We start from the raw sequence: 25,025 nt of genomic DNA, 5'->3' as shown, positions 1-25,025 counted from the left end.
ATTCGCAATCCGCTGCGCGCCATTCGTGGTGGCGGCGCAGCGGCCTGCTACTGTTATAGTCGGTCGTTCGGTTGACCGCTCTTTTCCGTTATTCCGAACTAAAATTCGGAATATCGAACAACTCTAAGCGAACGGAATTCAAATGGCAAGTTCCTCCGGATCTCGGCGCGCGCCCGCGAGCGCCGCCCAGCCGCCGGCCGCCGCGACGCCCCCGCGCGTCGGCGAACAGATCCAGCGCCTGCGCAACGAGCGCAAGCTGACGCTCGACGACCTGTCGCGTGCGGCAGGCGTGTCGAAATCGATGCTCTCCGAGATCGAGCGGGACAAGGCGAACCCGACGATCGCAGTCGCGTGGCGCCTGACGAATGCGCTCGGCATCACGCTCGACGAACTGTTCTCGCAACCGAAGGCAGCGGAGACGATTCGTGTCGACGGCCCGCACGACATCCCGACGCTGGCCGGCCACGACGGCCAGTATCAGTTGCGTGTATGGGGCCCGATCGACCTCGCCGGCAAGTTCGAGTGGTACGAACTGACCCTGCCCGGCGGCGGCACGCTCGCGTCGAACGCTCATGAACCGGGCACGCGCGAGCACCTCACGGTGCTGAATGGCGCAATGGAAATCGAGGCGGCGGGGGCCGCCCGCCGCCTGAAAGCCGGCGACACCGCACGCTACGCGGCCGACGGGCCGCACGCGATCCGCAACCCTGGCAAGAGCGAAGCGAGAGCGTTGTTGATCGTGATTCATCGCTGACGGGCTGTCGAGCCATCCGATCGGCCAGTTGCGCAAAACACTGTATGTTTGTACAGTATACGGACATTCCGCTTTGCATGTGACTGGCGTGAGCGCCGAAGTGCCAACGCTGGTCGACCGCGAAGCATGGGACCAGAGTAAGCGCTAACGCGCCACCCCTGATCCACAGGAGCCTGCGATGACCGAAGAACAAGACTTGGCCGCGCTCAGCTTCAAGGCTGCTGCGCACGACCTCGAAAAGATCGTTCGCCACATTGCCGAACGTTATACCCGCCAGCAGGTGCCGCTGACCTGGCGCCTGCTGCACGCAATCGAAGCCGAGGCACTGGCAGACCTCGGTTTCGCCAGCCGGCACGAGGCCGACATGCGTCAACTGTTCGAACGGCCGTCGGACATGACGTTTCCCGAAACGGACGATCCGATCGATTTCGGGCGCTCCAACGCACTGCCCGCTGCGTTCTCGTTCGCGCTCAACGCGTACGAGGCCGCGGCACGCCAGCGCGATGCACAACCCGCACCGCGAACCGTCCGCGTCGCCAAGGCCTGGGGCGATTGATCACGGCGTTGCGGAAAGGACTACCCTATGCGCAACTAACGGAAAAAATAACATGTCCCTTCCTTCATCTGCGGAAGCTCGCTCGCCCGACTCGGAAAAAGATCTGTTCGACCGCGGTGCCTCGGACTGGATCGCATCCCCCGAAGCAGCCTTCGATGCATGGCTTGCAATGCAGGACTATCGACAGTCGTCTGCCGATGTCTATCGCGCGCAATGGGGCGCCTTTCTCACCTGGCTGCGCGCACATCAAAAGGATCTCGCGACCGTCGACACCGCATCGATCGCGTATTTCGTCGGCGAACTGCCGATCAGGAAAACGCAGCGCATGCGCTATTTGCGGCTGATCGAGCGTGTGCTCGACCACATCCGGCGCAGCGAATTCGCATCGACCAACCCGGCCCGCTTCATCGCTCAGGATGGCGAAGCGATCTGGCGCAAGGCACGCGACAATGAACCGACCGGCTTTCTCGCACCGTCCGAGCGTGCGAAGTTGCTCACCTATCTGTTTTCGCCGATCGTCGAATCCGGCGCCGCGTTATGGAAAGAGCGTCGCGACCGGGCGCTCGTTGCCGCCTTTCTCGGCGCCGGCGTAAAGACCGGCGAAGCACGCGCTCTTACGATTAGTTGCGTCAATACCAGTGGCACGACGCTGCAGATTCCGTCGACGCATCCCGATTTCGCGCGGGAAACGCATCTCGCGTCATTCGCGATCGCGCTGTTCGACGCGTGGCTCGCGGAACGCAAGCGTCAGGAGATTCCGGGCGAGCTCGTCTTTCCGGCCTCGCATGCCGGACGTCCGATGCACAAGGCAACGATGTTGCGCGCGATCGACGCGATCGTCGAAGCGGCCGACATTGCGTCGTCACGCACCGCGCGCGCAAGCCCGCAGACACTGCGCAACACCTATGCCGCGGAGCTGTTCGAAAACGACGTGCCGCTCGAGCGGGTCGGCCAGTGGCTGGGCTTCATGCAGCCGATTTCGTCGAATCGGCTGCATCGCGCGTGGAAGAACTGGCGTGACGATCTGGCCGAGCACGAAGGTGAGATGGAGGCCGACCGCGAATCTCACGGTTGACCTCGGTGCTGCTCACGCTGACGATGCGTGAGCAGCCTTGCCCGGCGCGGCCTCACCCACGCAGCGCTCCCGAATATCCTCACCTTTTGCTTCCCGCAACGTCTCACCGGTGCCCGCGGTCCGGATCAACGCCGGTCCGTCGTGGCAAAGCGCGTGACCGCTTCGAAGCGGGATGGCCACGAACCTGACGCGTGCTCGCACTCGGGGCACGACACTTCGAAACCCGCTTCGTCATGTGACAGTTCTGGCTCGCCGTCGCAATGCGGACACTGGTTCGGCACCGGCGTTTCCTGGTCCAGCGTGGTACCGATGACGGAGAATGCGTCGGCATCGAGCTTGCCCGTCTCGGCGAGCCGCCGGATCAGTGTGGCGATCTCCGGATTCATCCGTTGATTCGCGCGCAGCGCATTCCTCTCGCGCGTCGCCGTCTCCAATTCATCGCCCTGGCTGCGCAATTGTTCATCGAGGCGGTCCGCACGAGCCTTGGCCGCACTCAGCTGCTGCAGAAAATCGAATTCCTTGCGTTGCACATCGCGCAATCCGGACTGGTAGGTCGACGCCATGCTGCGCAATGAATCCAGCTCGACCAGCATCGGCTTCACGCGACGTTCCGCTTCCGCCACCGCATCCTTGATCTGCTGCGCGTAATGCTCGGTGCGCTGCTGCAGCTCGGCTTGCAGCACGTCGATGCGGTCGCGCAGCGTGGCGTTCTGCGTTTGCTCGGCATCGATGCGGCTCGTGGCTGTGATCACGTCCTTTTCCAGGCGGCCGACTGTGGTGAGCAGCGTCGCTTCGTTTGCCGAACCGTGCGTTGTCTGTGACGCCAGCTGAACCTCGAGTTCGGTAACCCGTGCCTGCAACTGCTCATTGCGGGCTTCGCTGCGTGCGACGGCAGCCTCGAGCGTTTCCTGGCGAACGCTTGCGTCGCGCAATTGCTGTTCGGCCTGTGTGACATTCGCGCGGACCTGCTCGCGGTCGGCATCAAGACTGTCCCGCGCGGCTTTCAGCGCTTCTTCATAGAGCGCGCCGAGCAGGGCGCCGGCTTTCTCCTCGACCGCTTTCGGAATGGCCGCGCCGTCGAGACGAACCTTTGACGCGGAACGGATCCGTTCCCAGAAGTGATCGATGTCCTTCGGAATGTCGCTGGCGCTGCCTGTCTGCGTGAGATCGCGGACGTTGGCAGCCGACGGCCGGATTCCAAGATCGAAGAACAAGCGCTTGCACGCATGCAGCGACAACTCCTGGCGCCGCGCACCGGTTGCGCGCAACGACTCCAGCTCTTCCCGGATGACCTGGCGCATCTCGTCGAGGGTCATGACATATCTCATTGCGATTTGATTGTTGCAATCATAACGAAATACGTATCTTTCAATACCTATTTCTGCCAGACGTTGCAATTTTGCGTCGCTGTGCACAGGAAGCGTTGCTGTGAGGGCTTGTCGTCGATCACAGCCGCAGATTCCGTGAAACAAAGCGAAGAAACGACACTAAGCAATTGTATTGGCAGCGTTTTTCGTCAGTCCACGAAAAAACAGGGTTGTTTCACAGGATGCACTGTGAGCAGGACGCTGGGTGTCGGGGTTAGGGGTATCTGTGGAAAACTCGTCGGGAGACGTGTTGAGAGTATTAGAAGTAAACACCTTTGAACCCTTAGTTAAAAACGTTAACGCCACGGCACAGCCTTACATAGCAAGGGTTTCCGGCCGACAAGGTGAAGCTTTACGGGAATCAAGGTGACCTTCTGCGGGAGCCGACGTGATGGGGTTCGGGGAGCTGCGTGAGCCGTTGCGGGAAAGGTCGTGAGCGGATTCAGGAGCACAGCAAATCAATGGATTTTCCACAGGTGAGCGTTTGCGGGACTGCACAGCCGCGAAACGCCTGCTGTGTCTGAGCGCACAGTTTTCTGCCTGTGCAGACATAGGTGAGGCTTTTCAGGACCTTCGTTTACCGTCGTTTCTGCCCTTCTTTTAGGCAATTCAGGCGAAAGGTGAGGTTTCACGGGATTCGCGGCCGATTTGATGTGAGGATTTGCGGGAGGCGAACGTGATTTTGCACAGCAAAAGGCCGTCTGTGGGCCTGTGGATCCGTAAAGGTGAGGTTTTTCGGGGGCGAAATCCGGGTTTTCCTGGTCGACGCTGCATAAGGTGAGCGTTTTCAGGACCCGGCCCGAGATCGTCACGCACATCCCAAAGGTGAGCTTTTTCGGGAACGGGATTTGCCCGAAAAATGGTCAAAGGTGAGGCTTTTCGGGGGATGTGGGTGGTTACTTCCGTGGAAAAGGCCGCCAGAGCTACATGGTGAGGCTGTTTGGGCGAGTGCTTTTTCGGCAAAGGTGAAGCTTTTCGGGAGCCGACACGATGTTGTCGTACGAATGTCTACCCGTGAAAGGTGAGGCTATTCGGGAGATCGCTGTGCTGGCCTGCGCATTCGACAATTGCACCTAAGTATCGGAGGACATTGGGATTTTTGAAACCGCGGGGGTTACGGTGAGACTTTTCGGGAGTCTTGCCGATTGCGGTTTTCACAGCGCTTTTTGTCGATAAGGTGAGGAAATACGGGAGCCACAGTTGGGCGATCCCGCCTGTGTCGGGGATCCGGCGGCAATCGAATGTCCGGCCTGTGCGGCAGTGAGGTGAGATTTTTCGGGAGCCTGTAGTGATTGGGCGCTGTACAATGCGCGCCCCGGCTGCCGAAGCGTCGGCCAGGACGGGGCAAACCGTACGCTTGGCACAGCGGATCGAGCCGTTCGGGTTGCCACGCCCGCGCCTTTTCGGGATACCAGGGCGGCCCTGGCGATGCCCCGCCGCGAACCGCCTGTACATGCATACAGGCGGCCGCGCCGGCGGTCACAGTGATCGGTTAGGTGCAATGTGGATACTGTGCGGGCACCGCATAAAGCCAGTCGTAAAATTGCGACATTATGAAAGGTGAGCCGATACGGGAGTGCATTGCGCACGTGTTCGGCACAGGCAAAAAACTGTGAATCCGCGTCTGCCCCGACGTGTAAAGGTGAGTCCGAAACACGGTGATTCTGGACCGGTGAGTCTTTGCGGGAGCCGGTTGGGGTGAGCGCCGTTTCGCAAGCGCGCTTCACCGGCTATGGTGAGCATGTCGTTCTGGACGAGCTTCACCACAGACGCTATCCTTCCGGGAAACTTCTCCTCCGACCCGACGCATGGCCACGAAGCGCGCCAAAAAAACCGATGTGGATGTGGTGAGTGCCAGTTCAGCCGAATTGCGTAAGGCCGTCGAGGCGATCGCAATTCAGCCGAAAAGCGGCAAGATCACCCTCCTGACTCGCAAGCTGTTCAATGTCCTGCTGGCCGTCGCGCAGCAGGCCGACGATTCGGGCGATACCTATCGCGCGCTGTTGTCGGACATCGTCGCCAACTCCGCATTCGACTCGAACGACACCGCGCTGGTGAAGGAACACTTGCGCCGGATGGTGTCGGTGCAGGTCGAATGGAGCACGGGCACGTCGAGCCAGAAGCCTGGCCGCAAGTGGGGGATCTCGACGCTGATCGCGGACGCGGAAATTCTCGAAGACCCGGCAACGCGCCGCGTGTGGGTCGAATTTTCGTTCGCGCCGAAGATCAAGAAGAAACTGCTCGATCCGGTCCAGTATGCGCGCCTGAGCCTTCAGTTCCAGAGCCAGCTGCGCAGCAGTGCCGGTCTCGCGCTGTACGAGATCTGCGTGCGCTACCTGACGAACCCGAGCCATCTGACGATGCGCGAGCCGTGGGAATGGTGGCGCCCGATCCTGTCCGGTACGCCCGACACCGAGGCCGGCGACGAAGCGAAACGCGAATACAAGTACTTCAAGCGGGACTATCTGCGCCCGGCGATCGCCGAGGTCAACGCGGTCACCAACATCTTCGTCGAACTGATCGAGCATCGCGAAGGGCGGCGGGTTGCCGAGATCCAGTTCCGTGTCACCGAGCGCAAGCAGCCGATGCTGGCGCTCGACGAACATCCGAACGTGTTCGACAGCACGCTGGTCGACCGGATGGTGAAGCTCGGTATCCCGTTGAAGGAAGCGCAGACGCTGTACGCGGACAGCGAGGAGAACCGGATTCGTGCCGCGCTGCAGATGACCGAGCAGCGGATGCGCAGCACGTCGTTGCCGCCGGTGCGCAGTGCCGCGGCCCTGTTCAAGGATGCACTGAAGAAGGGCTATGCGCCGCCTGTAGAGGCCGTTGAGGCCCTGCCTGCCGGCACACCGTCCGGCAAGGCGACAGCGGCCCAGCCGGACGATCTGAAGGCGCGTCTGCTGAGCGAATACACGGCGTACCGTCGCAAGGAAGCGAAGGCACTGTACGACGAGCAGGGTGAGGTGGAACGCGAAGTGGCGCGCGAGTCGTTCGAGTCGGAAGCGCTGCCGACGTTGGGCTCGCATCTGCGCGAGGACTGGCGCAAGCGCGGCCTCGATTCCAAACTGGCCGAGACGGCCTTCTTCGACTGGTTGGCCCAGAAGACCTGGGGCGAGCCGACCGACGGCGATCTGCTCTCCTTTACGCTGAATCAATCGCGGGCGGCCTGAGCCGCCTGTCCTGCCTGCGGCGGCACCGGCATCGCCCGGCGCCGGCCGCCTCTGATCACTTCGACAACAACATCCGCTCGAGTTGCTCGAGGATCGCGTCGCGCTTGTCCTTCGACAGTCCGCGCAGGCGCAATTCGATGCGATCGTCCCCATACGACTTCAGATCACCGACCGATACGCCGCCGAGCTTGATCTCGAGCCGTTGCGCGTAGCGCTGGCGGCTGGCCGGCTTCGGCGTTTCTTGCGCGGCCGCGCGGCCCTTCACGATGTCGGACACCTGGCGCGTGCTCAGGTCGTCGGACACGATCTTGTTGATCAGGCGAAGCGTCGCATCCGTGCCGCGCGCGCCGTGATAGCGACCAACCTGATACGCCATGTTGGAACCGAAGCGATCGGGGCGGGCGACCATTTCCTGCATGACCGTTTCCGGCAGCTTGCCGATCGACAGTGCGACTGCGACAGTCGACTCGTCGAGACCAAGATGCTCGGCCAATTCCTTCTGGCTCTGGAAATGCTTGTCGTCGAGGAAGCGCCGCCATACGACGGCGTTGTCGAATACGGTTTGCGAATCGCGCTGGACGTTCAGGTCATACCCGAGCTTGTAGCTCTCGAGGCCGATCGGCAGATCGATCACGATTGCCTTGACGGTTTCCTTGTTCGCTTCCTTCAGTGCGCGCACGCGGCGTCCGCCGTCGCTGACGAAGTACGTGCCCGGATTGTCGTAATCGGGGATCACGTGAATCGCCTGCTGCTGCCCTTGCTTCGCGAGGTTGACCGCAAGTTCGGCGATCGACGATTTCAGATAGAAGTGTCGCGGGTTGAACGGGCTGTGCTTGATCGCTTTCAGCGAAAGCTCGATCACTTGCCCGGGCGCGTAGCGGTTCTCGAGGCGCCATGCGCGATACGGCGTGGACTCATCGGGCGACACGTCGCCGACGATGTCCGGGATAACGGGAGCCAGCGCGATGTCTTTCTTGGCCGCTTTCGCGGCGGCGGGAGCGGACGTTTCCGGCTTGACGAGTCCGTCGATCGCGTTGAGTCGATCGAGGGCCGTGCGCTTTTCACTCGTCGTCGTATCCGGGCGCGCTTGGAATCCTTTGGCAAATTGGGAGGGTTTCATGCGACTCCTTTATGCGCATAAAGTCAGGGCAGCATTGCGACGATCTCGTCGGCGCATGCACGAATTTCGGCAGCAGCGAGCCGGGCGCCGCGATCGTTCATCTGCAGGACGGTTTGACCGAGCGCCATTGCCTGCTTGTACGCTTCCCGCGTCGGGATTTGCGTCTTGAGCAGCGGGAAGCCGAGCTCTTCGAGCGCCCGCTTCAATTCGCGGGTCAGCATGCGCTTCTCTTCGGTCTTGTTCAGCAGGAATACCGCACGCAGGTCTTCGTTCATCACTTGTGCCTGCTGGATAAGTTTGACCAGCCCGACACTCGACCAGTAATCGGCCGGCGACGAGGACGTCGGGATGACGGCGATCGATGCCGCCAGCAGAACGACGCCGGATACTTTTTCGGTGATCGATGGCGGGCAATCAACGACGATGATGTCGTAGTCGTTGATGAACTTCTTGATCTCACGGTGGATCTGGCTGCCGGCTTCCGCAAGATTGACGACCGGGAAAGGGATGCCGGTGTCGCTGTCGCCCGATGCGCTCGACCAGTGAACCAGTGTGTTTTGACCGTCCGCGTCGACGACGAGGACGCGCTTCCCTTTCTCATGGAATGCGGCGCCGAGGTGCATGGCGATCGTGCTCTTGCCGACACCGCCTTTTTGTTGAGTGACAGCTATGATTTCCGCGGCCAATTTTCACTCCTGTTTTTGGTCGATGGAATTCTACAGGACGATATTTATAATTCAATGAAATTGTTGTTCATCAACTACGCGTTGGCCAATCGGACGAGTCGTTTATGCGCATAAACCGGTGTGGTAGCGGTCGCGTGTGGTGTGAGCGCTCAAGATCGGGCATCCGCGCAAAACGTCTTTGCGTGCTGTCCGCCGGCACACGTGACACGCACGCCGAGACCAGCGGGATTGAGTCGTTCTCCGGGCACGCGTTCTCGCGAGCCCAAGCCCAGTCGTCGAAATGCCGGGAGCGACGGCAGGCGGAAAAATGCAGTCCGGTTTATGCGCATAAACCGACTCGGAGCCAGCGAACGGCTCCCGGAAATGCCGTAGGGAAACCGGAGGAGAGGCGCGCTGAGCCGACGACAAATTCGTTTGGCCTGTCGCGTGTGATGTCTGGTATCGCCCCGCCTGGCTTATGCGCATAAACCAGGCGCGACACGATACGAAGGTGCACCGTTGCATCGCAATCGAAAGCGCTAAAGACTGGGAGCATTGCGGTCGCTGGTCGCTGGTCGCTGGTCGCTGGTCGCTGGGGGCCCTCCCCTGCTCGGGGTGCCAGAGGTAGCATCTGTCCTTGAGCCATCGGCGGCGCTCAAACTTCAATCCGCATCAGCCGGTTTATGCGCATAAACCGATGCCTGCCACAGTTCAACGATTCGACGCCGCCATTCTCGCTGCCGGCCGTCGCCACGAACTGACGGCACAACGCACCCCCCTGCTCGGCACGCAGCAATTCCCGCCAGCGCACCCATTCGAGCCCACGCCCGGACTGGCTACAATACGGGGTCCACAATCGAGTCCCGAATGATGATCACGATCTACCACAACCCCCGATGCTCGAAATCGCGCGAAACGCTGGCGCTTGTCGAGTCGCTGAACCCGAGCGGCGCGCCGGTCGCGGTCGTCGAATATCTGAAGACGCCGCCGACGGTCCAGGAACTGGAAACGCTGCATCGTCAACTCGGGCGTCCGGTGCGCGACATGCTCCGCGACAACGAAGAGCCGTACAAGGCACTCGATCTGGCCCGCGCGGATCTGACCGACGCGCAAGCATACGAGGCGATTGCCGCAAATCCGATCCTGCTGCAGCGCCCCATCGTCGTGTACAAAGGCAAAGCGGCTATCGGGCGGCCGCCGGAATCGGTTCGTGAATTGTTCGAATAATTCTAATTTCTCGAATTTTTCTTATTGCAGGAATCCGGCGCATGCGCGCCGGATGATCCCCGAACTCCGCACCGTCACGTCTCTCCCCCGCCACCACCGTCACGGCCGGCCGCGGTTCGCGCTGCCTCACGCAGCAACGCGATCTGCTGGCGATACTGCCGGCAACCGCTGCAAGCCGGCAGATGCACGCGCACCTGTACACGCTCGTGCACCGTCAGGTGCCGGTCGAGCGCATCCGACAGCAGGCGCGTCACGTCCTTACATTTCCCCAGTAGCATCTTCGGTCGTCAGCCCCTTCTCGCTCAGGCAGGTGCGCAGGCGCGTACGTGCGCGGTACAGCAGCACACTGCAATGGTTCGTCGTCAACGTCAGCTCGGTACAGATGTCGGCGATCTCGAAATCGAGGAACTCGCGCATCATGAACACGCGCCCGATCTGTTCCGGAAGATGGTTCAGGCACGCTTCGAACAGCATCCAGAACTGCTGTTGCTGCAGCAGCGTTTCCGGTTGCGGCCACGGGCGCGGTTTCGCGTGCGCGGTCCAGTGACCGTTGCTCTTGAAGAGTTCACGGTCGAGGACCGATTCGCCGTCGAGTTCGGCGTCGAGCGCGGACAGGCTCACCATCCGCTGCCGCGCGCGCAGCACGTCGATCAGCTTGTTGCGCAGGATGCCGAACACCCAGGTCTTGTGCGCGGAGAGCCCCGCGAAGTCACACTCGCGTGTCCACGCGGCGGCCAGCGCTTCCTGCACAGCGTCCTCGGCCGCATCCGCATCGCGGAGCTGCAGGCGCGCAAAGCGCAGCAGGTCGCGCCGCAATTGCGCGAGATAGGCGGGATCGTCGTACGCGGACGGCATCAATGGGCACTCTCTCGAAGGAATCCGCGCGCACGTCGCGCGCGGCACGGTGCGAGCAGCTTACTGGCCCACGCGCGGGCTCGCAACGCATGTTCCGTCGCGACTTTAACAATCACCGCTGCCAAGCTGAGCTATGCTTGCCCACAGGTTTGCGCTGTGCACAGATGACCTTGCGCGATGTGTCATTTGTAACTGCGCCGCATACCCCCAAAGTTATCCACAGTTTCTGTGGAAAACCTTGTGGAAAGTCTGCCGAATGGCCCCGTGGGGCGGCTCGCGGGCTGGCCTGCCTATAAACAGACCTTTGCCGTCTATCCAGAAGCAATCGAATCGATTCCTCACCCACCGGAAGGAGAAAGTCATGGCACATCGTATTGCGGTCATCGTCGGCAGCCTGCGTCGCGAATCGTGGAATCGGGCACTCGCCAAGGCAGTGATCTCGCTCGCGCCGGCCGATCTCGCGTTCGAGTTCGTCGAGATCGGCGAGCTGCCGCAGTACAGCCAGGATTACGATGCGGACTTTCCGGAAGTCGCGCGGCGTTTCAAGCAGGCGATCGAAGCGGCCGACGGCCTGCTGTTCGTCACGCCGGAATACAACCGCTCGATGCCGGGCGTGCTGAAGAATGCGCTCGACTGGGGCTCGCGTCCGTGGGGCGCCAACTCGTGGGCGCGCAAGCCCGGTGCGGTGCTCGGCACGTCGCCGGGCGCGACGGGCACCGCGCTCGCGCAGCAGCATCTGCGCAACGTGCTCGCGTATCTCGACGTCGCAACGCTCGGCCAGCCGGAGATGTTCATCAAGCACGACGCGACGCGTATCGACGATCACGGCGAGATCGTCAACGAAGATACGCGCAAATTCCTGCAAGGCTTCGTCGACCGCTACGCGGCGTGGGTGCGTACCCACAACGCGGCCTGAACGCGCGGTGCCGGTCCGGCGCCTGCCGAACACGTCTCCGACGGTTCCCTGGATGCCCGCGTGCTTCGCGCCTGCCGGACCCCTCTCCGACGTTTCCTAAATCCCCGCGTGCTTCGCGTCGCGCGCGTCGCGAATGCCCAGCAGGATTTCGTCGAGCAGTGCGATGTCGAACGGCTTCGACAACACGCGCACATTGACGCCGCGCGTGCGGTCCAGCTCCTCCGCATAGCCCGTCACGAGGATGACGGGCAGTTTTTCCGGGCGCCGTCCGATCGCTTCCGCGAGATCGATGCCGTTGAGGTGGCCCGGCATGTGGATGTCCGAAATCACGAGGTCGAAGCGCTCGTGCGCCGATGCGTCTTCGACCAGCCGCAGCGCGTCGTCGGCGGATGCCGCGTAGGTCACGCGGTGTCCGAGCAGCGTGAGCAGCGCCTCGGTGCCGGCGGCGACTTCGCTGTTGTCCTCGACGAGCAGCACGTTCAGGCCGGCCGCCGGGCTCGCGTCATGCGCTTGCACGGCGGCAAGCGCCGGCCGCGCGACCAGGTCTGCCGCGCTCGCGCGCGGCAGGTAGAGCCGCACCGACGTGCCCGCGCCCACCGCGCTGTCGATCGTCGCGAGGCCGCCCGAGCGTTCGCAGAACGCGAACACCTGCGGCAGCCCGAGCCCGGTGCCCATCCCCTGGGTCTTCGTCGTGAACAGCGGCTCGAATGCGCGCGCGAGCACGTCGGGCGCCATGCCGGCGCCCGTATCGTCGAGCGAGATCTGCACGAAATCGCCGGTCAGCGGAAAGCCGTCTTCGCGGCGGAACGTCACGTTGCGCGCGCCGACGGTAAAGCGGCCGCCGGTCGGCATCGCGTCGCGCGCGTTGACAGCCAGGTTGATGACCGCGAGCTCGAGCTCGGCGACGTCCACGCGGATTGGCCACACGCCGGCGTCGATCGCGACGATCAGCGACGATTTCGAGCCGAGCGACGTCTTCAGCAGTTCGCGGCAGGTGCCGACCCACTGCTCGACGTCGATCGTCTCGTTGTGCAGCGGCTGCTTGCGCGCGACGCCGAGCAGCTGGCGCGTCAGCGACTGTCCGTTCTTCAGCGCTCGCTCGATCGCGCCGAGCTCGGTGTCGAGATGCTGGACGCCGCGACGCCGCACGATCTGCACGTTGCTCGAGATGATCATCAGCAGGTTGTTGAAGTCGTGCGCGACGCTGCCGACCAGATTGCCGAGCGCCTGCATCTTGCGCGACTGCCGGTATGCCGATTCGATCGAGCGCCGCATCGACGCTTCGGCCTGCCAGCGATCCCACGCCTCCTCTTCCGCCTTGAGGCGCTTGAGCGACAGCCAGATTACGCACCACAGCGCGAACGACGGCGCGAACATCGACGCGAACAGTACGCTCAGGTGTTCGTACCATTCACGCCAGATCGCCGCGGTGCGGTATGCGCACGACACGTACACGGGATAGCTGCCGACCTGCCGGTACGCGACGATCTCGCTGCCCGCGTCGTGACGCACGCGCACGACGCCCGCGCGCGGGTCGGTCCGCTCGCCGTCGGGCAGCAGCACCTGTTCGGCAAGCGCGGCGGCCGGCTGCGGCGGATACGACGCGAGCACGGCGCCGTCGGTCCGGGTGAGCGCCATCGTCATCGGTGTCTTCGCGCCGCCGAGCAGGTCGCGGTAGAACGCGCTGAAATACGACGACTTCAGCGCGATCGACACCATGCCGGCAAACGTCCCGTCGCTGTGGCGCCGCGCGACGCCCGTATTGAACACCGGAATGTTCTCGAGCTTGAGCGGCCCCATCATCAGGCGCGAGATGTGTTCGATGACCTTGCCGTCGCGGATGCCGATGAAGTCGTCGCGTTTCGCGATCGACGCGTACGGTGCCGGGTAGTAGAGGCTGTTCGCGAGCAGCATCCCGCTCGCGCCGAAGATCGACACGGCCGCGACCTGCGGGTAACCGCCGCCCACTGTATTGAGCGCATCGTGGATGTCGGATTCGTGCTGCCGCACGGTCGAGTCGTCCAGGTCCTGCACGAGGTCGACGATCCGCGCATCGAGCGTTTCGCTCAGGTCGAATACCTTGAGCGCGTGCTCCTCGGCGACGCGCACGGTGCGCATCGTCACGTCGCTCGCGGCGGCCTCGCGCGTCTTCAGGTCGTTGTAGGCCATCACCGACACGTAGATGCACGGCAGCACGATCGCGGCGATCAGCAGCACGATCAGCGTCACGCGGCGGACCGCGAAATCGTGTTCGGGGGCGCCGGACGCGTAGGTTCCGTCGTCCTCCTGCCAATCGTCGGCGGGAGCGTGGTCGCGGGAATCGGCGGGCCGTTCGGACGTCATCGGAGGGAAAAGCGTGAAACGAAGGTGCCTGCCATCATAAACGAGTTGCGCCCGCGCCCCGCCACCCCTTCGCCGCGCACGGCCCGCGCGACCCTGACGGTTCCGACAGGATGGATTCGTCAGATTGAAAACGCGACGAATCCGGAAGCGCAAACGTACACAAAGGAAAATTTTGCGTCCTGATCGCAAAATTGGTTGCACCTGTTTCCGGATTGCCGCGTGATCGGATGGATTTTGTCCGAAACCGTGAATATGGAGAGTTGCACCGCACGGGTTTTACTCAGAGAATCGCGCCTTGCTTTCCCTGACAGATACGCGCCCGCCAAGCACCGCTCGCGGCTTGCGTCGCACGCGAATTGCGCGGTGGCGCCCGCTGCCCGGCGGTCCGGCGGAATGCCTGCGCCGGATCGCGCGAGGCCTAAAGAAGTGCGCGACGCGGCCGTTAACGCGAGAGAGATCATTCCGTATACCGCGCCGCCCGCCATGCCTTTGCCGATTGTGATTGCCGACGATTCGCTGCTCGCCCGCAAGTTGTTGACGAAGGCCTTACCGGGTGACTGGGATGTCGACGTCGCGTATGCCGCGAACGGCCGCGAGGCACTGGCGCTCTATCGTGACGGCAAGGCTTCCGTGATGTTTCTCGACCTGACGATGCCCGACATGAGCGGCTATCAGGTGCTGGAGACGTTGCGCCACGAGGATCTGAACACGTTCGTGATCGTAGTATCCGCCGATATCCAGCCGCAGGCGCGCGAGCGCGTGCGCGAACTCGGCGCGATCGCGTTCGTCGCGAAACCCGTGACGTCGGAGGCGTTGCTGCCCATTCTCAAGGAGTATGGGTTGTATGCCTGAATCGGTGTTCACGGCGGAGCAACGCGACGCGTTGCAGGAAATCGCCAATCTCGCGATGGGCCGCGCCGCGGCGCGCCTCGCGTTGCTGCTCGGCCGCTTCATCGAGCTGTCGGTACCGCGCGTGCGCATCGTGAATGCGGCCGATGCGGGCAATGCGCTGCGCGAGATGACGGGCATCCACGAGAACGTGACCGCCGTGCGCCAGGGATTCCGGTCCGACATCAAGGGCGAAGCGCTCGTGCTGTGCCGCAGCGCGGGCGTCGCGCGACTCGTGTCGCTCGTCGACCGCGCGTTCGGCGACGGCGCATGGGGTGCGCGTGCGGCGGACGACGGCGACCCGGCCGCGCGCGGCGAGATCGCGAGCCACGACGAACTCGTGTTCGACGTCGCGAATGTGCTGATCGGCGCGTGCGTCGCGTCGATCCTCGACGAGCTCGGCCGCACGCCGGTGTTCTTTCCGCCGGGCCTGCTCGGCGCCGACATGTCGTTCGACGACGTATTCCAGCCGACGGTGCTCGCATGGAGCGTTGCGTTGCTGCTCGAGGTGAACTTCGGGCTCGAGGGCGACGGCTTCCGTGCGCATTTCGTGATGCTGATGGCCGAAGATTCGATCCGGTTGATGGGCGACGCGCTCGACGCGTTGCTGTCCGCGCTATGACTGTCACCACCTCTTCCACTTCGTTGAGCGACCTCGTGATCGAACGGGTCGGGTTCGGCCTGTTCGTGCTCGATCGCGCGATGAACGTGCTGATGTGGAATCGCTTCATGCAGGACCACAGCGGCGTCGCCGCGGCCGACGTGATCGGCCGCAACCTGTTCGACAGTTTTCCGGACCTGCCGCGCGCGTGGCTCGCGCGCAAGCTCGAGAGCGTGTTTCAGCTCGGCAGCTTCGCGTTCAGCTCGTGGGAGCAGCGTCCGTACCTGTTCCGCTTCGAGCACGACCGGCCGATCACGGGCGGCGTCGACTTCATGCAGCAGGACTGCACGTTCATGCCGCTCACGCGCGGGCGCGAAGTCGAGGCGGTGTGCGTGACGATCTCGGATGTCACGCACGTCAGCGTGATGCAGCGCGAGCGCGAAGAGGCGGTCGCGAAGCTGCGCGAGCATGCGAACCTCGACGGCCTGACCGGCATCGCGAACCGGCGCTTTTTCGAGGCGCGGCTGCACGACGAGTATGCGCGCTGGCAGCGCTACGGCGGCAACCTGTCGGTGCTGCTGTTCGACCTCGACCACTTCAAGACGATCAACGACCGGTTCGGCCACGCGGTCGGCGACACGGTGCTGCGCGAGATGGCGCAGCGCGTCACCGCGATCGTGCGCGCGCAGGACACGTTCGGCCGCTTCGGCGGCGAGGAATTCGCGCTGCTGCTGCCGTGCACGGATCTCGACGAAGCGATGCTGGTCGCGGAGAAGGTGCGCTGCGCGATCAGTCGTGCGCCGGTCGAGGCCGAAGGCGTGAGCGTGCCGGTGACGGCGAGCGTCGGCGCCGCGTGCGCGCGGCCGGGTGCGCCGACGTTCGAGATCGTCGTCAACGAGGCCGACGCCGCGCTCTATCGCGCGAAGCGACTCGGCCGCGATCGTTCGGTCGCCTACGTATAGATGTTCAGCTCTTCGCGATGTCGGCCAGCACGCCAGCCAGCACCGCCGGTTGCGAGATGTACGGCGAGTGGCTGCTGTCGAGCTGGTGCACGTGCGTCGGGTTGTCCGGCGCGAACGCGTCGGCTTCGTCGATGAAGCGCTGCTGCAGCGCGGGCAGGATCACGCGGTCCTGCAGGCACTTGATGTAGTGCCGGTCGATCGCGCCCCAGCGCGCGGCGGTCGTCGGGATCGCGGTCGCGAACGGCGCGGCCGGCACGTCGCAGCTCATCAGGTTCGCCACGGCCTCGTATTCGGCCTGTGACACGTCGTCGAACAGCGCTTGCTTGGCCGTCGCTTGATACGCGGCGTCGTCGCTGCGCGGATCGATGCGCAGCGCGCCGGCCGTGCGCGGGCTCGCGAGCATCAGGTGGCCGAGCATCTCGCCCTGGTTTTCCGGCGCGCGCACGTAGTCGAGGCCCGGCACGCCCGATGCGGGCATGAACGCCGCGAGATAGACGATCTTCGCGATCTTCTCGGGCATCCGCTCGGCGGCTGCGGTGATCGCGAGGCCACCCATGCTGTGGCCGACGAGGACGACCTTGCCGTGGCCGAGCGCATATGCGTCGTCGACGGCCTGCATCACCTGCGACGCATAGTCGTCGAGCGTCGTGTTCGCGACCGGCGACGGCTCGGCGCCGAACGCTTCCTTGTCGAGCGGACGCTTGAAGTACGACGCGGGAAAGCGTGCGTTGATCCCGTGCGCGGGCAGGTCGCGCGCGATCGACAGGTGGCCGCGCGCGGCGAGCGCGGCCGCGACGTGCGCGTAGCACCACGCGCCTTGCCATGCACCATGCACGAGCACGAAGACGGGGTGGGCGGACTGCGGGGATGCGGGCGAAGCGGCGGTCAAGTTCGTCTCCATCGGTTCTCGGGGGGTTATGATTTTGGGATAAAGCATCATCTTAGACGAACCCGCGCAGGCCAAGCGGTGGCGGCCTGCGGCAATATGGCCCTCAATGTGTCGCGCAGGCCACATTTCGTTCTGATCTGATTTAAATTCGCATCGGATCGCGTTAATTTGATGTTTTGAACCGATCGCGCCCCATGAACGTCGACTATCTCTTCTACCGGAAACCCGACAAGCCGGGCCCCTATTCGCTCGACGACCTCGGCGACATCGCGCCGCCGATCGGCGCAAGCGCCGCGGTACGCGCGGGCATCACGCGCGTGTTCGAGCAGATCGACTGGCAGGAGTCCCCCGACGTGCCCGGCGCGTGGTTCGGCACCGGCGGCCCGCTGTTCCAGTTCACCGCGGAGCCCGACGGCCGCGTGACGAGTTTCATGGGTTCGCGGCTCGAGCGCCGCGCGATGCTGCTGCTGACACGCGAAATGGGGCTGATCGCGCTCGACCTGCAGCGTGACGTCGTGTACGGCTAGGCGCGGCCGGCCAGGCGCGACTGGCCAGGCGCGTCCAGTCACCCGCAGCGGTCCGCTGCGCGCGGCTTGCGCGGCCCCGGGCGCCGCTGCGCGGCGCGGCGGCAGGGGCTGCGCAAGCCGCCATCGACCTTCAAAGATTGCTATACTTTCGGCCAATTCCGGCTTCCGGCCGGCAATTCATGCTTGTCTGCGTCGATCGTTCGCACATCTCGCACGCATTTGACGCCTTTTCCATCCCAGCCGGGCATGGCTTCTTCAATCGCCCCGCGTGGGCGTCTCCGTGGAGCTCGTCTTGGCCGTTTCCAATCTCGTCGTGGACGAACAAGAAATCGATGCCGCTGCCGCCACATCGGGCAGCTCCTTTTATCTTGCGATGCGCATCCTGCCGGCCGCGCAACGCGACGCGATGTTCCAGGTGTATGCGTTCTGCCGCGCGGTCGACGACATCGCCGACAGCGACCTGCCGCGCGCCGAGCGCGCCGCCGGTCTCGAGCGCTGGCGAGCGGACATCGACGCGTGCTTCGCCGGCCAGCCGCCGCGCCATCTCGCGGCGCTCACGCGCGAGATTCGCGCGTTCGACCTGAAGCGCGACGATTTCCACGCGATGATCGACGGGATGGCGATGGACGCCGCCGAAGACATCTGCGCGCCCGACGAGCCGACGCTCGACCTCTATTGCGATCGCGTCGCGAGCGCGGCCGGCCGTCTGTCGGTGAGGATTTTCGGGATGCCGGAGGCCGAAGGGATTACGCTGTCGCATCATCTCGGCCGCGCGCTGCAACTGACCAACATCCTGCGCGACATCGACGAGGATGCGGGGATCAACCGCTGCTACCTGCCGCGCGAACTGCTTGCACGCGAAGGCATCGCGATTGCCGATCCGGTGACGATCGCACGCGCACCGGCGCTGCCGCGCGTGTGCGTGACGCTCGTCGAGCGCGCGCTCGAGCATTTCCGGCAGGCGGACGCGGTGATGGATACCTGCGCACGCGCGCAGGTGAAGGCGCCGCGCATCATGTCGGGCGCGTACCGCTGCATTCTCGAGGCTGCGATCGCTCGCGGCTTCGACGCGCCGCGCGCGCCGATCCGCAAGCCGAAGGCGCGCATGCTGATGATCGCCGCGCGCTACGCGCTGTTCTGAGCTGATGCCCAGAACCGTCCACGTGGTCGGGGCAGGACTCGCGGGCCTGTCGGCCGCCGTCGAGCTGCAACGTCGCGGGCGTCGCATCGTGCTGCACGATGCGCACGCGCAGCCGGGTGGACGCTGCCGCTCGTGGTTCGACGGCATGCTGAACGCGACGATCGACAGCGGGCTGCATCTGGTGTTCGCAGGACAGCCGTCGACGCAGCGCTATCTGCGCGCGATCGGCGCGGCCGATCAACTGTCCGGGCCGGCGCTGCCTGAATTTCCGGTGGCCGACGTCATGTCGCAGCAGCGCTGGACGCTGCGTTTCGGCAACAGCCGCTGGCCGTCCTGGCTGTTCGACGCTGCGTCGCGGGCGCCGGGCACGACGCCGCTCGATTATCTGTCGCTCGCGCCGCTCGCTTTCGCGCGCACGGGCCGCTCACTCGCACAGACGATGCGATGCGACGGCGTGCTGTGGGATCGTTGGCTGCGGCCGTTTTTCCTCGGTGCGCTGAATGTCGAGCCGCGCCACGCGACGGCCGAACTGGCGCGCGCGGCGGTGTGCGGCACATTCGCCGCGGGCGGACCTGCGTGCCGCCCGCTGTTCGCGCGTCACGGGCTCGGCAGCGCGTTCGTCGAGCCCGCGCTGCGGATGCTGCAGCATGGCGGCGCGACGATCCGGCTGCGTTCGCGTCTTGACGCGCTCGAATTCGGCGCGCGCGGCCACGCGGTCGACGCGCTGGTGATCGACGGCGAGCGTGTCGATCTCGCGCCGGGCGATGCGGTCGTGCTGGCCATCCCGCCCGACGTCGCGCAGCCGCTCGTGCCCGACCTGAGCGCGCCGGATACATACAGCGCGGTCGTCACCGCGTATTTCGCGGCCGAACCGGCGCCCGGCTGCGCGCCGTACACGACGGTCGTCAACGGCGCCGTCGACGCGGTGCGGGCGGCCGATGGCCAACTCGCCGCGACGATCCGCGACGCGGGCCGCTGGCTCGACCTGCCGCGCGACACGCTCGCGCAGACGATCTGGCAGGACGTCGCGCGCGTGACGGGCGCACGCGCGGAAACCTTGCCCCCGTGGCAGCTCGTCGTCGAGCCGCGTGCGGGTTTTGCGGCGGTGCCGTCGCAGGAAATGAAACGTCCGGCCGCGCGTACGCGCTGGACCAATCTCGTGCTTGCGGGCGACTGGATTGCCACCGGCCTGCCCGCATCGATCGAGGGCGCGATCCGTTCCGGCCAGAAGGCCGCGGACGTGCTCCAGACACAATAAGAGAGGGACCGATGAACGATCTCACCGATATGCCGACCCTGGCCACCGACACCGTGGCGGCCGACCTCGACGCCGCCGTCGCACGCGCGACCGATGCGCTGCTCGACGCGCAGCAAGCCGACGGGCACTGGGTCTATGAACTCGAAGCGGATTCGACGATTCCGGCCGAGTACATCCTGCTCGTCCACTATCTCGGCGAAACGCCGAACCTCGAGCTCGAACAGAAGATCGGCCGCTATCTGCGCCGCATCCAGCAGCCGGACGGCGGCTGGCCGCTGTTCACCGACGGCGCGCCGAACATCAGCGCGAGCGTGAAGGCGTACTTCGCGCTGAAGGTGATCGGCGACGACGAGAATGCCGAGCACATGCAGCGTGCGCGCCGCGCGATCCACGCGATGGGCGGCGCCGAGATGTCGAACGTGTTCACGCGCATCCAGCTCGCGCTGTATGGTGCGATTCCGTGGCGCGCGGTGCCGATGATGCCGGTCGAGATCATGCTGCTGCCGCAGTGGTTCCCGTTCCACCTGTCGAAGGTGTCGTACTGGGCGCGCACGGTGATCGTGCCGCTGCTCGTGCTGAATGCGAAGCGGCCGATCGCGAAGAACCCGCGCGGCGTACGCATCGACGAGCTGTTCATCGATCCGCCGGTGAACGCGGGGCTGCTGCCGCGCCAGGGCCACCAGAGCGCGGGCTGGTTTGCGTTCTTCCGCGTCGTCGATCACGCGCTGCGCGCGGTCGACGGGCTGTTCCCGAGCTACACGCGCGAACGCGCGGTCCGGCAGGCCGTCGCGTTCGTCGACGAGCGCCTGAACGGCGAGGACGGCCTCGGCGCGATCTATCCGGCGATGGCCAACTCGGTGATGATGTACGCCGCGCTTGGCTATCCTGAAGACCATCCGAACCGCGCGATCGCGCGCCAGTCGGTCGAGAAGCTGCTCGTCGTGCACGACGACGAAGCGTACTGCCAGCCGTGCCTGTCGCCGGTGTGGGATACGTCGCTCGCCGCGCACGCGCTGCTCGAGACGGGCGACCCGCGCGCGGAAGACGCTGTGGTGCGCGGCCTCGAATGGCTGCGTCCGCTGCAGATCCTCGACGTGCGCGGCGACTGGATCTCGCGCCGCCCGAACGTGCGGCCCGGCGGCTGGGCATTCCAGTACGCGAACCCGCACTACCCGGACGTCGACGATACGGCTGTCGTCGTGATGGCGATGGACCGCGTCGAGAAGCTCCGGCATTCGGACGCGTACCGCGAGTCGATCGCGCGTGCGCGCGAGTGGGTCGTCGGCATGCAGAGCAGCGACGGCGGCTGGGGCGCGTTCGAGCCGGAAAACACGCAGTACTACCTGAACAACATCCCGTTCTCCGATCACGGCGCACTGCTCGATCCGCCGACCGCGGACGTGTCGGGCCGCTGCCTGTCGATGCTGTCGCAGCTAGGCGAGACGGCCGCGAACAGCGAAGCCGCGCGCCGCTCGCTCGACTACATGCTGAAGGAGCAGGAGCCGGACGGCAGCTGGTACGGCCGCTGGGGGATGAATTTCGTCTACGGCACGTGGACCGCACTGTGCTCGCTGAACGCGGCCGGCCTCGGCCCCGACGATCCGCGCGTGAAGCGCGGCGCGCAGTGGCTGCTGTCGGTGCAGAACAAGGACGGCGGCTGGGGCGAGGACGGCGACAGCTACAAGCTCAACTATCGCGGCTACGAGCAGGCGCCGAGCACGTCGTCGCAGACGGCCTGGGCACTGCTCGGCCTGATGGCGGCCGGCGAGGTGAACAACCCGGCGGTTGCGCGCGGGATCGACTACCTGATCGCCGAGCAGCAGGAACACGGGCTGTGGGACGAGACGCGCTTCACGGCGACCGGCTTCCCGCGCGTGTTCTATCTGCGTTACCACGGCTATCGCAAGTTCTTCCCGCTGTGGGCGCTCGCGCGCTACCGCAACCTGAAGCGCGACAACGCGACGCGCGTGACGGTCGGGATGTGACGCGTGGCGGCATCGATGCATAACGGCACGCTGCCCGTCATCGCGGTGACGGGGATGGCGTTCGAGGCGCGCATCGCGAGCGGCGACGGCGTCGAGGCCGTATTCGCCGCGCGCGCCGATCGTCTCGAGCGCGCGCTGACCGAAGCGACCGCGCGCGGCTGCGCGGGCATCATCAGTTTCGGCACGGCCGGCGGGCTCGCACCCGACCTGGAGCCGGGCGCGCTCGTGATCCCGGACGCAATCGACGGGCCGTTCGGACGCGTGCAGACCGACGTCGCGTGGAGCGCGCGGCTCGTCGGCGCGCTGCACGACACGCCGGTGTGGCCTCGCGTGAAGCGCGGCGTGATGGCGGCTGTCGGCGCGCCGGTCGTCAGCGCAGAGGACAAGGCTGCGCTGTATCGCGCGAAGGGCGCGCAGGCCGTCGACATGGAGTCGCACATCGCGGCGGCGTTCGCGGCCGCGCGCGGCGTGCCATTCGCGGTGTGCCGCGCAATCGTCGATCCGGCGTGGCGCACGCTGCCGCGCGCGGCAACGGCCGGGCTGCGCGACGACGGCAGCACCGCGATCCTGCCGATCCTGCGCGAGTTGCTGAAGCAGCCGTCGCAGCTCGGCCCGCTGCTGCAGGTCGCAGGCGATGCGCGTGCGGCGCGCACGACGCTGATCCAGGCGCGACATGCGTTCGGGCGCGCGGGCGCGCTGCGGATCGTCTGAGCCGACGCAAGCGCGGCCACTCTTCCCCTCTTCCGTTCCCCTCTGCCTGAGCCAAAAAGACAAAACCCCTCGTTCCGAAAAACGAGGGGTTCGTCAGCAATCAGGCGCGCTGCATCGTGAAGCGCTCCTGAGCATTTCCTGACCTGTTCGACGTTACTGCGCGACCGCTCCGCTTGCGGGCACACCCGGCGCATTCGCCGGCATCGCATTGCCTGCACCCGGATCGTTGTATTGCGGCAGCCCTGGCGCGGCCGGTGTCGCTGGTGCCGCCGGTGCCGCTGGTGCATTCATCGGCGCCCCGCCCGACTCGCCCGGATCCTCGTAGCTCGGCAACCCGGGCGCGGCCGGCGTGTTCGCCGGCGCGCCGCCCGAATCGCCGGGCTCGTTGTAGTTCGGCAGCGCGCTCGGCGCGGATTCGCTCTTGTAGGTCAGCGACTTGCGCTGCTGCAGGTACGCGTCGCGCACGAACGAGTACGGGTCGAGCGCGGCCTGCTTCAGCAGGTCGGTCGCGCCGAGCAGGTCCGAGCGGGCGCTCACGAACTGCATCACATACATCGGATTGCGCGCGGCCGGCTCGATGTAGTTGAGCAGGTTGAAGCGCACGTCGACTGCACGGCCGACGCCGTCGCGGAACGTGCTCGGCCCGAACACCGGCAGCACGAGATACGGGCCGGACGGCACGCCCCAGCGCGCCATCGTGAGCCCGAAATCCTGGTGATGCTTCGGCAGGCCGGCGGGCGTCGCGATGTCGATCAGCCCGCCGACGCCGAACACCGAGTTCATCGCGACCCGCATCAGGTCTTCCGTCGCGTCGGTGATGCGCAGCTGCAGCAGGTTGTTTGCGATGTTGCCGAGGTCGCCGAGGTTCGAGAAGAAGTTGCTGATCGCCGTGCGCATCGGCGTCGGCGTGATCTTCTGGTAGCCCTTCGCGATCGGCACCGCGATGTTCTGGTCGACGGTGTCGTTGAACTTGTACACCGCGCGGTTCATCGGCTCGAGCGGGTCGGCCGGATTGCGGTCGGGGCCGGTCGCACAGCCGCTCAGCATCGCGCCTGCGGCGACGCTCGCCGCAATGATTCGCACCTTATTCATTGATTCCTTGCGATTGGTTCTTCGCGCGCTTCACGCGCGGTTTGCCCATGAGTACCGGCTGGAACACCACGGCGCCGATCAGCGTACATGTCAGCGCCAGCGCCAGCAGCTTGCCCATGCTGGACGTTCCCGGGTGATGCGACAGCCACAGGCTGCCGAACGCGGTCGCGGTCGTCGCGGCGCTGAACAGCACCGCATGCGTGAGGCTCGAATGCAGCAGGCCCGTCTGGCCCGCGCGCCACGCCATCACGAAATACACCTTGAATGCGACGCCGACGCCGAGCATCAGCGGCAGCGCGATGATGTTCGCGAAGTTGAGCGGCATACCGATCAACACGCAGATCTCGAGCGTGACGACGCCCGACACGAGCAGCGGCACGAGCGTGCGCAACACGTCGCCGAACCGGCGCAGCGTGAGCCACAGCAGGATCGTGATCGACACGATCGACCACAGCGCCGCGTGCAGGAACGCGTTGATGATCGTATCGGCCGAATGCAGGATCGAGATCGGCCCGCCGATCGCATCCGGCTCGACGGCCTTCACGGCCGTCACGAAGCGGCGCAGCATCGCGTCGTCGCCCGGATCGACGCCGTTCGGCACCTTCGGCGAGATCTGCACGAGCGCATGGCCGTCCGGCGCGACCCAGTCGCGCACGATCGACGGCGGCAGCGTGTCGCGCGTGATGTCCTGCGGCTTCAGCAGCGTCGCGAGCTGGTTCAGCGCGATGTGCAGCGTGTCGGAGAACGCGCGCTCGGCGCGGTCGCGCGTCGCGGCGTCGGCGGCGGCAAGCTTCGCGAGCGACGCGGACAGATGCTGCGCGGCCGCAGCGCCTGGGCCCGGGTGATCCTCGGCCGCGTAGCCGAGCAGGTCCGACACGCGCTTGAGCGCGGCGACGCGCTGCGCGTCGGTCGCGGGCGGC

The 25,025-nt window shown here is 65.1% G+C and carries 22 protein-coding genes and 1 pseudogene; 14 read left to right on the top strand and 9 right to left on the bottom strand.

Going from position 1 to position 25,025, the window contains the following annotated elements; genetic code table 11:
• The first annotated feature begins 142 nt into the window (after positions 1-142).
• The 3 genes from G3N94_RS05115 (at position 143) to G3N94_RS05105 (ending at position 2,385) form a co-directional block, all read left to right on the top strand.
• On the top strand, positions 143-754 hold the full coding sequence (locus G3N94_RS05115; protein WP_205791016.1) for an XRE family transcriptional regulator: 612 nt from the start codon (positions 143-145) through the stop codon (positions 752-754).
• Positions 755-932: 178 nt separating this feature from the next.
• Positions 933-1,310: a DUF2471 family protein gene (locus G3N94_RS05110; protein WP_205791015.1), complete on the top strand. Its 378-nt coding sequence runs from the start codon at positions 933-935 to the stop codon at positions 1,308-1,310.
• A 52-nt stretch (positions 1,311-1,362) separates the two neighbouring features.
• Entirely contained in the window at positions 1,363-2,385 is a 1,023-nt protein-coding gene (locus tag G3N94_RS05105; protein WP_205791014.1) for a tyrosine-type recombinase/integrase, read from the top strand.
• 125 nt (positions 2,386-2,510) lie between these two features.
• Here the strand turns inward: G3N94_RS05105 and G3N94_RS05100 are convergent, their stop codons facing one another.
• Positions 2,511-3,701: a DNA-binding protein gene (locus tag G3N94_RS05100; protein ID WP_205791113.1), complete on the bottom strand. Its 1,191-nt coding sequence runs from the start codon at positions 3,699-3,701 to the stop codon at positions 2,511-2,513.
• Positions 3,702-5,560: 1,859 nt separating this feature from the next.
• Here G3N94_RS05100 and G3N94_RS05095 point away from each other — a divergent pair.
• Positions 5,561-6,925: a replication initiation protein gene (locus G3N94_RS05095; RefSeq protein ID WP_205791013.1), complete on the top strand. Its 1,365-nt coding sequence runs from the start codon at positions 5,561-5,563 to the stop codon at positions 6,923-6,925.
• A gap of 55 nt (positions 6,926-6,980) precedes the next feature.
• Here the strand turns inward: G3N94_RS05095 and G3N94_RS05090 are convergent, their stop codons facing one another.
• Together G3N94_RS05090 and parA are read right to left on the bottom strand one after the other, a co-directional pair.
• On the bottom strand, positions 6,981-8,045 hold the full coding sequence (locus tag G3N94_RS05090; RefSeq protein ID WP_205791012.1) for a ParB/RepB/Spo0J family partition protein: 1,065 nt from the start codon (positions 8,043-8,045) through the stop codon (positions 6,981-6,983).
• Positions 8,046-8,068: 23 nt separating this feature from the next.
• Positions 8,069-8,731, bottom strand: coding sequence for a ParA family partition ATPase (parA, locus tag G3N94_RS05085; RefSeq protein ID WP_205791011.1), 663 nt, complete (start codon positions 8,729-8,731; stop codon positions 8,069-8,071).
• An 849-nt stretch (positions 8,732-9,580) separates the two neighbouring features.
• Here parA and arsC point away from each other — a divergent pair.
• On the top strand, positions 9,581-9,937 hold the full coding sequence (gene arsC, locus G3N94_RS05080; protein ID WP_205791112.1) for an arsenate reductase (glutaredoxin): 357 nt from the start codon (positions 9,581-9,583) through the stop codon (positions 9,935-9,937).
• Between the two features lie 74 nt (positions 9,938-10,011).
• Here arsC and G3N94_RS05075 read toward each other — a convergent pair whose 3' ends face one another.
• Together G3N94_RS05075 and G3N94_RS05070 are read right to left on the bottom strand one after the other, a co-directional pair.
• The gene (locus tag G3N94_RS05075) at positions 10,012-10,215 is read right to left on the bottom strand and encodes a zf-HC2 domain-containing protein (RefSeq protein ID WP_205791010.1); all 204 of its coding nucleotides are present in this window, start codon (positions 10,213-10,215) and stop codon (positions 10,012-10,014) included.
• The gene (locus G3N94_RS05070; protein ID WP_205791009.1) at positions 10,196-10,792 is read right to left on the bottom strand and encodes an RNA polymerase factor sigma-70; all 597 of its coding nucleotides are present in this window, start codon (positions 10,790-10,792) and stop codon (positions 10,196-10,198) included. The genes G3N94_RS05075 and G3N94_RS05070 overlap by 20 nt, the downstream gene beginning before the upstream one ends.
• Positions 10,793-11,153: 361 nt before the next feature.
• On the opposite strand from G3N94_RS05070, the gene G3N94_RS05065 reads away from it, so the two are divergent.
• A complete protein-coding gene (locus G3N94_RS05065; RefSeq protein ID WP_205791008.1) occupies positions 11,154-11,708 on the top strand; it encodes an NAD(P)H-dependent oxidoreductase in 555 nt (184 codons plus the stop codon).
• Between the two features lie 96 nt (positions 11,709-11,804).
• Here the strand turns inward: G3N94_RS05065 and G3N94_RS05060 are convergent, their stop codons facing one another.
• The gene (locus G3N94_RS05060; RefSeq protein ID WP_205791007.1) at positions 11,805-14,051 is read right to left on the bottom strand and encodes a hybrid sensor histidine kinase/response regulator; all 2,247 of its coding nucleotides are present in this window, start codon (positions 14,049-14,051) and stop codon (positions 11,805-11,807) included.
• A gap of 483 nt (positions 14,052-14,534) precedes the next feature.
• Here G3N94_RS05060 and G3N94_RS05055 point away from each other — a divergent pair, with 483 nt between their 5' ends.
• The 3 genes from G3N94_RS05055 to G3N94_RS05045 are packed head-to-tail and all read left to right on the top strand — an operon-like array spanning position 14,535 to position 16,502.
• Complete coding sequence (locus G3N94_RS05055; RefSeq protein WP_205791111.1) at positions 14,535-14,903, top strand: response regulator; 369 nt, start codon at positions 14,535-14,537, stop codon at positions 14,901-14,903.
• Entirely contained in the window at positions 14,896-15,561 is a 666-nt protein-coding gene (locus tag G3N94_RS05050) for a chemotaxis protein CheC (RefSeq protein ID WP_205791006.1), read from the top strand. The genes G3N94_RS05055 and G3N94_RS05050 overlap by 8 nt, the downstream gene beginning before the upstream one ends.
• On the top strand, positions 15,558-16,502 hold the full coding sequence (locus G3N94_RS05045; RefSeq protein WP_205791005.1) for a diguanylate cyclase: 945 nt from the start codon (positions 15,558-15,560) through the stop codon (positions 16,500-16,502). The genes G3N94_RS05050 and G3N94_RS05045 overlap by 4 nt, the downstream gene beginning before the upstream one ends.
• 4 nt (positions 16,503-16,506) lie before the next feature.
• Here the strand turns inward: G3N94_RS05045 and G3N94_RS05040 are convergent, their stop codons facing one another.
• Complete coding sequence (locus G3N94_RS05040) at positions 16,507-17,403, bottom strand: alpha/beta fold hydrolase (RefSeq protein WP_205791004.1); 897 nt, start codon at positions 17,401-17,403, stop codon at positions 16,507-16,509.
• A gap of 182 nt (positions 17,404-17,585) precedes the next feature.
• Here G3N94_RS05040 and G3N94_RS05035 point away from each other — a divergent pair, with 182 nt between their 5' ends.
• The 5 genes from G3N94_RS05035 (at position 17,586) to G3N94_RS05015 (ending at position 23,013) form a co-directional block, all read left to right on the top strand.
• The gene (locus tag G3N94_RS05035) at positions 17,586-17,918 is read left to right on the top strand and encodes a hypothetical protein (protein ID WP_205791003.1); all 333 of its coding nucleotides are present in this window, start codon (positions 17,586-17,588) and stop codon (positions 17,916-17,918) included.
• 292 nt (positions 17,919-18,210) lie between these two features.
• The gene (gene hpnD, locus G3N94_RS05030; protein WP_205791002.1) at positions 18,211-19,059 is read left to right on the top strand and encodes a presqualene diphosphate synthase HpnD; all 849 of its coding nucleotides are present in this window, start codon (positions 18,211-18,213) and stop codon (positions 19,057-19,059) included.
• 4 nt (positions 19,060-19,063) lie between these two features.
• A complete protein-coding gene (gene hpnE / locus G3N94_RS05025) occupies positions 19,064-20,317 on the top strand; it encodes a hydroxysqualene dehydroxylase HpnE (RefSeq protein WP_205791001.1) in 1,254 nt (417 codons plus the stop codon).
• 11 nt (positions 20,318-20,328) lie between these two features.
• The gene (shc, locus tag G3N94_RS05020; protein ID WP_205791000.1) at positions 20,329-22,302 is read left to right on the top strand and encodes a squalene--hopene cyclase; all 1,974 of its coding nucleotides are present in this window, start codon (positions 20,329-20,331) and stop codon (positions 22,300-22,302) included.
• Between the two features lie 15 nt (positions 22,303-22,317).
• Positions 22,318-23,013, top strand: coding sequence for a phosphorylase (locus G3N94_RS05015; RefSeq protein WP_205790999.1), 696 nt, complete (start codon positions 22,318-22,320; stop codon positions 23,011-23,013).
• Positions 23,014-23,166: 153 nt separating this feature from the next.
• Here G3N94_RS05015 and G3N94_RS05010 read toward each other — a convergent pair whose 3' ends face one another.
• Both G3N94_RS05010 and G3N94_RS05005 read right to left on the bottom strand, forming a co-directional pair.
• A complete protein-coding gene (locus tag G3N94_RS05010) occupies positions 23,167-24,105 on the bottom strand; it encodes a VacJ family lipoprotein (protein WP_205790998.1) in 939 nt (312 codons plus the stop codon).
• Positions 24,098-25,025, bottom strand: a pseudogene (locus G3N94_RS05005) (RND transporter); the annotation flags it as partial. The gene G3N94_RS05010 and the pseudogene G3N94_RS05005, both read right to left, overlap by 8 nt.

Origin of the sequence: Burkholderia sp. Ac-20353 (genome assembly GCF_017104785.1) — a bacterium.
Lineage (GTDB): Bacteria > Pseudomonadota > Gammaproteobacteria > Burkholderiales > Burkholderiaceae > Burkholderia.
Note: the sequence above shows the minus strand (reverse complement) of the source record. Positions and strands in the feature narration are given on the sequence as shown.

What these genes read in the sequence shown, in the direction of transcription:
- G3N94_RS05115 (WP_205791016.1), top strand. Translation starts at nt 143, where the DNA reads ATGGCAAGTTCCTCCGGATCTCGGCGCGCGCCCGCGAGCGCCGCCCAG.
- G3N94_RS05110 (WP_205791015.1), top strand. Translation starts at nt 933, where the DNA reads ATGACCGAAGAACAAGACTTGGCCGCGCTCAGCTTCAAGGCTGCTGCG.
- G3N94_RS05105 (WP_205791014.1), top strand. Translation starts at nt 1,363, where the DNA reads ATGTCCCTTCCTTCATCTGCGGAAGCTCGCTCGCCCGACTCGGAAAAA.
- G3N94_RS05100 (WP_205791113.1), bottom strand. Translation starts at nt 3,701, where the DNA reads ATGACCCTCGACGAGATGCGCCAGGTCATCCGGGAAGAGCTGGAGTCG.
- G3N94_RS05095 (WP_205791013.1), top strand. Translation starts at nt 5,561, where the DNA reads ATGGCCACGAAGCGCGCCAAAAAAACCGATGTGGATGTGGTGAGTGCC.
- G3N94_RS05090 (WP_205791012.1), bottom strand. Translation starts at nt 8,045, where the DNA reads ATGAAACCCTCCCAATTTGCCAAAGGATTCCAAGCGCGCCCGGATACG.
- arsC (WP_205791112.1), top strand. Translation starts at nt 9,581, where the DNA reads ATGATCACGATCTACCACAACCCCCGATGCTCGAAATCGCGCGAAACG.
- G3N94_RS05075 (WP_205791010.1), bottom strand. Translation starts at nt 10,215, where the DNA reads ATGCTACTGGGGAAATGTAAGGACGTGACGCGCCTGCTGTCGGATGCG.
- G3N94_RS05070 (WP_205791009.1), bottom strand. Translation starts at nt 10,792, where the DNA reads ATGCCGTCCGCGTACGACGATCCCGCCTATCTCGCGCAATTGCGGCGC.
- G3N94_RS05065 (WP_205791008.1), top strand. Translation starts at nt 11,154, where the DNA reads ATGGCACATCGTATTGCGGTCATCGTCGGCAGCCTGCGTCGCGAATCG.
- G3N94_RS05060 (WP_205791007.1), bottom strand. Translation starts at nt 14,051, where the DNA reads ATGACGTCCGAACGGCCCGCCGATTCCCGCGACCACGCTCCCGCCGAC.
- G3N94_RS05055 (WP_205791111.1), top strand. Translation starts at nt 14,535, where the DNA reads ATGCCTTTGCCGATTGTGATTGCCGACGATTCGCTGCTCGCCCGCAAG.
- G3N94_RS05050 (WP_205791006.1), top strand. Translation starts at nt 14,896, where the DNA reads ATGCCTGAATCGGTGTTCACGGCGGAGCAACGCGACGCGTTGCAGGAA.
- G3N94_RS05045 (WP_205791005.1), top strand. Translation starts at nt 15,558, where the DNA reads ATGACTGTCACCACCTCTTCCACTTCGTTGAGCGACCTCGTGATCGAA.
- G3N94_RS05040 (WP_205791004.1), bottom strand. Translation starts at nt 17,403, where the DNA reads ATGGAGACGAACTTGACCGCCGCTTCGCCCGCATCCCCGCAGTCCGCC.
- G3N94_RS05035 (WP_205791003.1), top strand. Translation starts at nt 17,586, where the DNA reads ATGAACGTCGACTATCTCTTCTACCGGAAACCCGACAAGCCGGGCCCC.
- hpnE (WP_205791001.1), top strand. Translation starts at nt 19,064, where the DNA reads ATGCCCAGAACCGTCCACGTGGTCGGGGCAGGACTCGCGGGCCTGTCG.
- shc (WP_205791000.1), top strand. Translation starts at nt 20,329, where the DNA reads ATGAACGATCTCACCGATATGCCGACCCTGGCCACCGACACCGTGGCG.
- G3N94_RS05015 (WP_205790999.1), top strand. Translation starts at nt 22,318, where the DNA reads ATGCATAACGGCACGCTGCCCGTCATCGCGGTGACGGGGATGGCGTTC.
- G3N94_RS05010 (WP_205790998.1), bottom strand. Translation starts at nt 24,105, where the DNA reads ATGAATAAGGTGCGAATCATTGCGGCGAGCGTCGCCGCAGGCGCGATG.